This is a genomic window from Microbispora sp. CL1-1 (assembly GCF_012034195.1).
In the GTDB taxonomy this organism is placed as follows: domain Bacteria; phylum Actinomycetota; class Actinomycetes; order Streptosporangiales; family Streptosporangiaceae; genus Microbispora.
Genome location: NZ_JAATEK010000086.1, coordinates 1 through 8342 on the forward strand (window position 1 = coordinate 1; position 8342 = coordinate 8342).

The 8342-nt window shown below is 67.2% G+C and carries 3 protein-coding genes; all 3 read right to left on the reverse strand.

Annotated elements, in window-relative coordinates:
* On the reverse strand, positions 1 to 1869 hold a 1869-nt coding region (locus tag HCK04_RS39575), incomplete at its 3' end, for a glycoside hydrolase family 66 protein (RefSeq protein WP_142652658.1).
* Between the two features lie 56 nt (positions 1870 to 1925).
* Entirely contained in the window at positions 1926 to 4667 is a 2742-nt protein-coding gene (locus HCK04_RS39580) for a glycoside hydrolase family 15 protein (protein ID WP_142652659.1), read from the reverse strand.
* Between the two features lie 143 nt (positions 4668 to 4810).
* Positions 4811 to 7906: a glucan 1,4-alpha-glucosidase gene (locus HCK04_RS39585; RefSeq protein WP_168066654.1), complete on the reverse strand. Its 3096-nt coding sequence runs from the start codon at positions 7904 to 7906 to the stop codon at positions 4811 to 4813.
* Positions 7907 to 8342 lie beyond the last annotated feature (436 nt).

Consider the following 8342-nt stretch of genomic DNA (forward strand, 5'->3'; position numbering starts at 1 on the left):
AGCCACCGTCACACACTTGCCGTTGCTGTTGACGATGTGCCCCGAACCCCCCGGAGCCGACGGACTCGGCGACGGACTGGCCGAAGGACTAGGGCTCGGGTTGGAGTCGGGCGTCGGGTCGAAGTAGATGAAGTCCCAGGTCTTCAGCTGCGGGACGGTGAAGGCGACATAGCGGCCACCGGAGTCGCTGCCGGTGGTGAAGGGCAGTTCGGACGACCGCCCACCCTCGCGATCCGGGCTGCCCAGATGAATGCTGGGCGGCACGGCCTGGTCGCCGATGTAGTACTTCACCGCCAGATTGGTCAGCGTCGGCGGGGTGTTCGCCGCGGAGTTGCGCCACCGGTTGTCGTTGCCGAGCAGGTTGATGAGGTGGATGACGTCGACACCGTCATTGCGCATGACGTTTGTCCAGATGGTGTTCCCCGAGCCGTCGGTGCTGGTCGGCTGGCCGGCGATCTGGACGGCGTTGCTCGCGGTGTGCAGCTTGGGGCCATAGAAAAGGTTCTCGTACCCCGTGATGACGTCGTAGTAGGTCTTCTCCCACGCCTTGAGCTCCGACGACATGCTCTTGCTCTTGTTGAGGAAGTACTCGGTGTTCAGCATGTGGTCGTTCGGCCCGAGCTCCAGGTGATTCGAACCGTTGGCGGCGAACGTCGCGTTGGCCAGCTGCACGGACGTCGTGTCGAACACACTGTTGGACTCCCCGCGGTTCATATAGGCGGGGGTGACATGCGGCTTGCCGCCGGACGCCTGGCGCTGCCGCTCCAGGTAGTTCTTGACATTCGAGTTGGTCTCGTAGTTGTCCCACAGCTCGGTGTAGAGGTAGTCGGCGTTGGACGCCGCGAGCTCTGCGTCGCCGAAACCGTCCACCGCGTTGAAACCGACGGCTCCGCCCTTCGAGGCCAGCGCCTGCTTTGTTCGGTTGGTCATCTGCGCGAATCCGGCGGGGCGGTCGACGCGATTGCCGTTGGCGTCATACATCTCCTCCCAGTAGCCGATCTGGTCCAGGTGTGCGCCGTCGAAGCCCATCGAGTTCACCGAGTCGACGTACTGGCCGATGATGTAGTCCTGCCAGCCGGTGTTCTGCGGGTTCATCAGGTGAAGAACCTGGCTGGGGACCATCTGGTAGGTCCACTCCTGACCGCTGCCTTTGAACAGTCGCCAGTTCGGGCTGACCTTCGACTGGTCGTAGTCGTTCAGCGCCGCGTACGACATCTGGTAGGGCAGAGAGGCCACGTTCCTGGCATGGCTGGAAGCGATGTAGTTCTTGATCGTTTGGGAGCTGATCGTGTCCCCGTTCCATGCGGTCCAGGTCGAGGCGACGCCGGAGCCGTCGTGCTTGACCGGCAGTTCGTGCTTCCACAGCCAGTCGTAGTACTGCAGAGAGTTGATGTGGTAGCGCTGCGACAGCTCGGCGATGTCACCGTCCGCTTCCGAGGCGGAGATCCCGGTGCCGTAGTAGGCGAGGAAGCCCATGCGAGGGAAGCGCGTCCACTTGCTGGATACGTCGATTGCGGTCTGGGCGCTACCGGAGGCACCGTCGACGTGAACGAGATAGCCGGTGTAGTCCGTGCTCGGGGGACGAACCCGCCAGGTCACCTGGCCGCTGCCGCTGGCCTGCACGGTGGCCTGCTCCACGACGTCACCGAGGTGGGTGAGAGTGAAGGTGACGGGGCCGCTGCCGTCGACCTTCGCGGTGACCACCGCGTCCTCTCCCGGGGCGTAGCGGGAGGAGTCGGTCCAGGCGTCGGTGACCGTGGCCGCGGAAGCGGCGCTGGGTATGGCGGCGATAGCCGTGCAGGTCAGCGCGAGGCCGCCCACGAGACTGCCGATGTGACGTAACCGGTCTGGCCGGGAGCGTAGAGGCATGGGGGGTGCCTTTCATGACGGTGGGTGCGGCCACCGAGGCGGCCGCACCCTGGTGGTTACGAGTTGCAGGTAGCGCCGTTGACGGTGAACGTCGTCGGGTTGGGATTGGCGCCGGAGTAGGAGCCGATGAAACCGATCTCGACCGATGCGCCGACCGCGAGGTCACTGGAGTAAGAGGGAGCCGTGGCGGTGACCTGAGCACCGCTCTGCGACCAGCTCGCGGCCCAGCCATTGCTCAGCTGCTGTCCGCCGGCGAAGGAGAAGCCGAGCTTCCAGTTCGACAGCGGGCTGGTTCCGGTGTTGGTGATCGTCAACCCGGCCGTGAAGCCGGTCCCCCAGTCGCTCTGCACGGAGTAGGTGACCTTGCAGGAAGTGCTGGATCCAGCGGTTGTGGTGACGCTGGTGGCGGGGGATGCGGGGCCGGTCAGGCCCGTGCTGTCCTTGGCCTTGACCGTGAAGCTGTAGGTGGTCTTGGGGCTGAGGCCGGTGATGGTGGCGCTCAGACCGGTGACCGAGGCGACCTTGTCGCCGTCCCGGTAGACGTCGTAGCCGGCGATGGAGTTGGTGCCCGCGGTGGCCGCCGTCCAGGTCAGCTTCACCGAGTTGCTGGTGATATCGGACGCGACCGGCTTGCCAGGCGCTCCCGGCGGCGTGTCCTGAGGGTTGCCGTCGCACTGGGTGTGCAGGTAACGGCAGGCCACGATGCTCGGCGTGCTGAGCGACCGGCCGGCCGCGATCGACCAGGCGAGGCGAACGAACTGGCCGTGCGCCCAGCCGAGCGGGGTGGCCGAGTAGGTCGGGGTGCCCGCGGCGCCCGGTCCGACGTGGTCCCATACCTGCTCGCCCAGCAGCCCGGCCTCGGTGGACGCCGCCGCCATCGCGGCCAGGCGCGCGTCGGCGTTCTTGCCTGCCGCGAGCTCGTACTCGCCCCGTTCGCCCGCGAACAGCGGCCACAGCCGGCCGACCGTGGTCTGGCTATTGGGCTGGAAACCGAAGTTCCACTCGCCGCCGTTGCGCTGCTCGCCGTAGCCGTCCCAGTTGTAGCGGTGCCAGAACTGGCCGTTCGGGGTGTTCTCGCCGAGCTGCTGGTCCACCACCGGAATGGTGTTGAGGATGTCGGGGTCGTCCGGCGCCAGCACTCCGAGCCGTACGGTCTCCAGGAAGCTGGGGTCGACGACGGCACGCTGGTCGGCGTTGTTGGGCCCGCTATCGCCGACGTCGTAGGTCGTGCCGTTGTTTGGGTCGCCGTTCTTCGTGATGCGGAGGAAGTACGGCTTAGAGCTGTAGGGACCGTTGGTGGTGACGGTCCAGCCCTTCAGATGCGACTGCCAGTCGTCCGCCTTGGCGAGGTACGCCTGCTGCTTGGCGGTGTCTCCGTTGGCCTTGGCGATGTCCGCGGCGCAGACCAGACCGGCGATCTCTGCGGCGATCGTCGCGGGGGAGTAGCCGCCCTGGTTCTCCCAGCGCTCCTGCTTGGTGATCGGGCCGTTGCCGATGATGTAGTCGGCGGCCGCCCTGACGTGGCTCCAGGTGTCGGCGTCCTTCTTGCCGAGCGTCCAGGCCAGGATGATGGGCGCGGCCACCTCGTCCATCTGGGTGTTGGTCCAGTGTTCCCGCCCGTCGAGCGTGCTGTTCTGCGGGAAGGAGCCGTCGGACTTCTGCTGCTTGGTGAACAGGTAGTTCAGCGCGCGTTCCGCCGCAGCGGGGTCACCCGCGGTGAGCAGGCCGCCAGCCTTGCCGGAGACGTCGCGGGCCCACACGAGGTGGTAGGCGCCGGACGGGTTTTCCAGGTTGGGGTTGGTCCCCCAGGCCCACGGCATCGTCGGGGAGGCCACGAACGCGCCACGGTTGGTCTTGTCCTCGTGCGAGGCGAGGATCATGACCGAGGCGTTGTAGACGTCCTTCTCGCGCTGGGTGACGAGGCTGGGTGGCGGCGGCTTCAGGCTGGAGACGTAGTCATGCCAGCCGGAGGCGTAGGCGGCGGACACGGCCGCGTATCCGGCGCTCAGCGTGCTGCGGGCGGTGCTGAGAGCTGCGTCGGCGTTGCCGCCGAAGCCAAGGGCGACGGTGGACGACTGACTCCCGGACACGCCGGTGACGGCCAGGCGAGCGGTCTGCACGATGTTCCCGCCCCGCTGCCGGGCTTCGTACTGCCAGTCCATCTTGTTGTCGCTGCGCAGGTCACTCCAGCCGTCGCTGGTCCCTTGGTAGCCGGTGGATGTGGCGGTGAAGGCCGGCGAGGCGGCGAGCGCGCTGCCGATGGTGTTGTCCTGCGCAACCAGCGCGTCACCGCTGGTCCAGCCGATGTCGTCGGAACCATACGCGCCGCTATTGCCCAGGCGCGGGTTGTACAGGGCATAGAGCTGGTATGGCTGGCCGGTCAGGGACTCGAACTTGACGTCCATGAGCACGGTCGGCCGGGCGGGGTCGGTGACGTAGGTCTTGGTCAGTCGCCACTTGCCGGACTTGGCGGTGTCGGTCTGCTGGAAGATGAGCGCCTTGGGGTCGACCAGCTTGGTGGACTGGGTGGAGTCGCTGTCGCGTTCGGTGAAGGAGCTGCCGTCGGAGACGACGAATCGCAGGTCACGGACGCTGGGCGTGCCGAGGTCGGGATAGTAGACCTCCGACATGCCGCCGTCCTGCAGCGTGAACCACACCTTGCTGTCGGTGGTCTTCGAGGTGCCGAAGCCCGTCTTGTTGGCGGGAGCCCATGTGGGGTTCGTGCCCGGGGCGCCGGGTGCGTTGTCAAGCGCCTGCGCGGGTGCCGCGGGCAGCGCCACCAGGGTGGTCGTCAGCAATAATGCTGATAACCCGGCGAGCCTGAGACGGTGTCTCACTGTTCCTCCTGAGAAGGGGATGGAGTGTGCCCGGCGAAACAGGCCCGCCGGGCGGGGCCGGAGGACGTTGCAGCCGCCCTTCGGCCCCTCTTGCTATGCCGGCGCTACTCGTCCAGGCCGAGCAGCGGGACAGCCACAGGCGGGGTGTGCTTGGTCCAGTCGAGTACGTCGGACTGGTCCTGACCGGCGCCGACGATCACGTCGATGGCGTTGGGGTCGGAGGTGTCGGTGTCCTTGGCGGGAAGTGCGTCCGAATACTCGCCCGCGCCGCCGCCGAACCTGTAGTCGTGGATCCACCAGGGTCCGGTCTGCCAGTGTTCGAGGCTGTAGACGGGGCGGATGTTGCCGATTCCTTCGCCGTTTTCCGCGTCGCTGAACATCGCGACGGCGTACTTCACTGCCCGGGGATCGGTGCCATTGAGCGCGCTGACCGGCAGGCTGGCGACGATCTGCCTGGTGGCTGGCAGCACCGATAGTCCGACGTCGGAGATCTTCTCACCGCCCGGCGCGTACGCCCCCATGGGGTAGCGGCCATCGGCGACGACGGTGAGCTGCCATGCCTGGCCGGTGGCGATGTTGGTGCCGGGCAGCGCGGGCTGCGGGCTGCCACCCGGGGTGGTCTGGAGATAGACGTTGAGGCGTTGGACACTCATGCCGTTGCCGCCCCAGGGGTTCGTGATGTCCCCTGCCAAAGTGGTCACCAGGCGCAGTGTGTCGCCGTCGCGGTAGACATCGAACCTCTTCAGGTCGAATGCGCCCCGGGAGAAGGCGCCACTCGCCGGATAGACGTACGAGCCTGGACCGTTGTCGTCGCCGACGGGATCGGCAAGACCGCCGAGCCGGTCGCCGAAGGACATGACCGTGCGCGTCACGGCGTTGGTGCCGCCGTCGGCGGCCACGGCTGCGACCGTGATGGTGTTCTGCACGGCGGGAAGCCGGACAGTGGCCGTGAAGCTTCCGCTTGACGGCGTCACAGTGGTGGTCACGCCGTTGACGGCGATGTACACCTTCCCGGCGGTGGTCGTCCCCGTGACCTCGATGGATTTGCCGTCGGCCGTGGACATATCGGCCGGGCCGGTCACGGTCAGCGCGGGTGCCGGCAGCGTGCGAGCGTACCGGTCGGCGACCACACGCGGCGTCTCCACGGGTCGGCCCGCCTCGATGCCCAATGCCAGCCTGACGTACTGGGCCATCGCCCACGCCAGCGGCGCGGCCGAGCCGGTCCCCTTGCCGAAGACGTGCCCGTAGGCGGTGGGGTCGGGCTTGTCCCAAATCTGCTCAGGAATCATGAGGCCGTCGTTAGCGGAGTTCGCCATCGTCCGCAGATAGGGCGTGGCGTTCTTCCGGTTGGCGAGGGCGTACTCGCCCCGCTCCCCGGACAGGATGGGCCACGGGCGGCCGACTCCCACGCCGGTCCAGGGCGCGCCGTCGGCGGTCTCGCCGTAGCCATCGAAGGTGTAGCGCTTCCAGACCCTGCCCGCGGCAGTGTCCACAGCGATGGACTCGTCCACCGCCTTGAGCGAGTGTGCGACAGCCGGGTCATCCGCACGCTTGACGCCGAGACGCACGAGTTCCAGGAAGCCGGCGTCGACGACGCTGCTCTCCTTGTGGACGCCCGCACCGTTCGCGTACTCGCGGGCAGCGCCGTCGTCGGGTTTGCCACTCGCATTGATCCGGACGTAGTACCGGCCGTCGCTCAGATTTCCGGTCGTGGTGTATGTCCAGGCCTGGACCTGCCGCTGCCAGGAGTCGGCGACGGCCTGGTAGATGGCCGCTTTGGCAGGGTCGCCGTGCCGGCGTACCAGGTCGGCGGCACAGACGAGGGCCGCGATCTCGGCGGCGATCGTGGAGGGAGAGTAGCCGCCCGTCTCCTCCCAGCGCTCCTGTGGCGTCACCGGGCCGTGTGCCACAAGGTAGTCGGCCGCCTGCGTCACGCCGGGATGCCACACACCCGCCTGCTGGGCCAGGATGATCGGGAAGGCGGTCTCGTCCAGCTGGACGTTGTTCTGGTCGGGCGTCCCGTCGGTCTTCGAGTTCTGCGGGAAGTGGCCGTCAGCCCGTTGCTGCGCGTCGAACAGCCACCTCACGGCGTCCCCGGCGGCCTGCCTGTCCCCGGCCGCCAGCAACGCGGACACCTGGTGGTACAGGTCACGGGCCCACACGAAGTGATAGCCGCCCGCGGTGCTGTCGGCGTCCACGGCCTGACCCCAGGGAATCGTGAGTGACGCGATGAAAGCTCCCGGCCTGGCCTTGTCCTCGTGTGCCTTCACCGTCATGAGGGCCGCGTAGTACTGAGCGCGCAACCTGCCCGTCAGCCGCGTCGCCATGAGCGCGCTGAGATAGGACCGCCAGCCCGACGCGTACGCGGCGGCCGTGGCCGCGAAGGGGAGGCGCAGGCTTCTCGTCGCGGTCGCCAGCGCCTGCTCGCCCGTCGCGGCGAAGCCGAGAGCGAGCGTGAACCGGATCGTCCTGCCCTCGACGGGGAGCTGCGCGGTCTGGGTGATGTTGCCCTGAGGGGCGGACTCGTACGTTCTGGCCAACTCATGGTCGTTCTGGAGCTGGATCCAGCCGTCGCTCGCCGAGCCGGCGTATCCGGTCGTGGTGGCGGTGAAGCCGATCGAGCTGGCCAGCGCGGACCCGACACCGGTGTCCTCGCTGATGAGGACACCCTTCTCAGTACGCCCGGAGTCCCCTTTGGCCGTGCCCGCCAGCGAAGGGTCGTAGAGCGCGTAGAGCTGAAGCGGGCCACCTTTGAGGATCTCAAATTTCACGTCAATCAGGACCGAAGCGCGGACCGGGTCGGTGACGTAGGTCTTGGTAAGCCGCCACCGACCGGCCAGATCCTCAGTGCTCTGCTGGTAGGTGAGGGACTTCTCGTCGGTCAACCGCATGGATCTGCGCGTGTTCTGGCTCTCCCGCTGGGTGAAGGTCGAGCCGTCCGTCACCGCGAAGTCGAGCGATCGGACATTGGGAACTCCCCCATTGGGGTAATAGACCTCGCTCAGGGCGCCGCCGGCCAGGGTGTACCAGACCGGGGACTCCCGGGTCGCGGACGTGCCGACTCCCTCCTTGTCACCGGTACTCCACGTCGCGGCCGCCCCAGGGGCTCCGGGCGGATCGGCCTCGGCGGCGGCAGGCGCCGGAGGGGTTTGCGGAAGCAGGATCGTCAGGGCTGCGGCGGTCGCCAGCGAAAACCTCATGCGTCGCGTGGACATCGTGCTCCTAGGCCACCATCGCGCTTCCTCGAGGCATACCTGAACCAGGGAACGTCCACCGAGAGCAAGAGTCGACCGGTGGGCTCCGGGTCGGGGCGAATCGGGGGCGATGGCCGGGGGGTGGAAGGTGCGTTGCCCCGTAGAGTCCTCCATGTTTCTTTTGTGTGTCAAGAAAGCAAATATAAGTTTCTTGACGAAAGAAACCCAGCGTGCCACGATGCTCGGCACGACCCCTGAACCGGTGGCGGATCCCCCATCTCTGGAAGGTCCTCATGAAGACGTCGTGGTGGCAGAACGCCGCTGTCTACCAGGTCTATCTGCGCTCCTTCGCCGACGCCGACGGAGACGGCATCGGCGATCTCGAAGGACTGCGCCTGCGCCTGGACTATCTGTCCGCCCTCGGGGTGGACGGGTTCTGGCT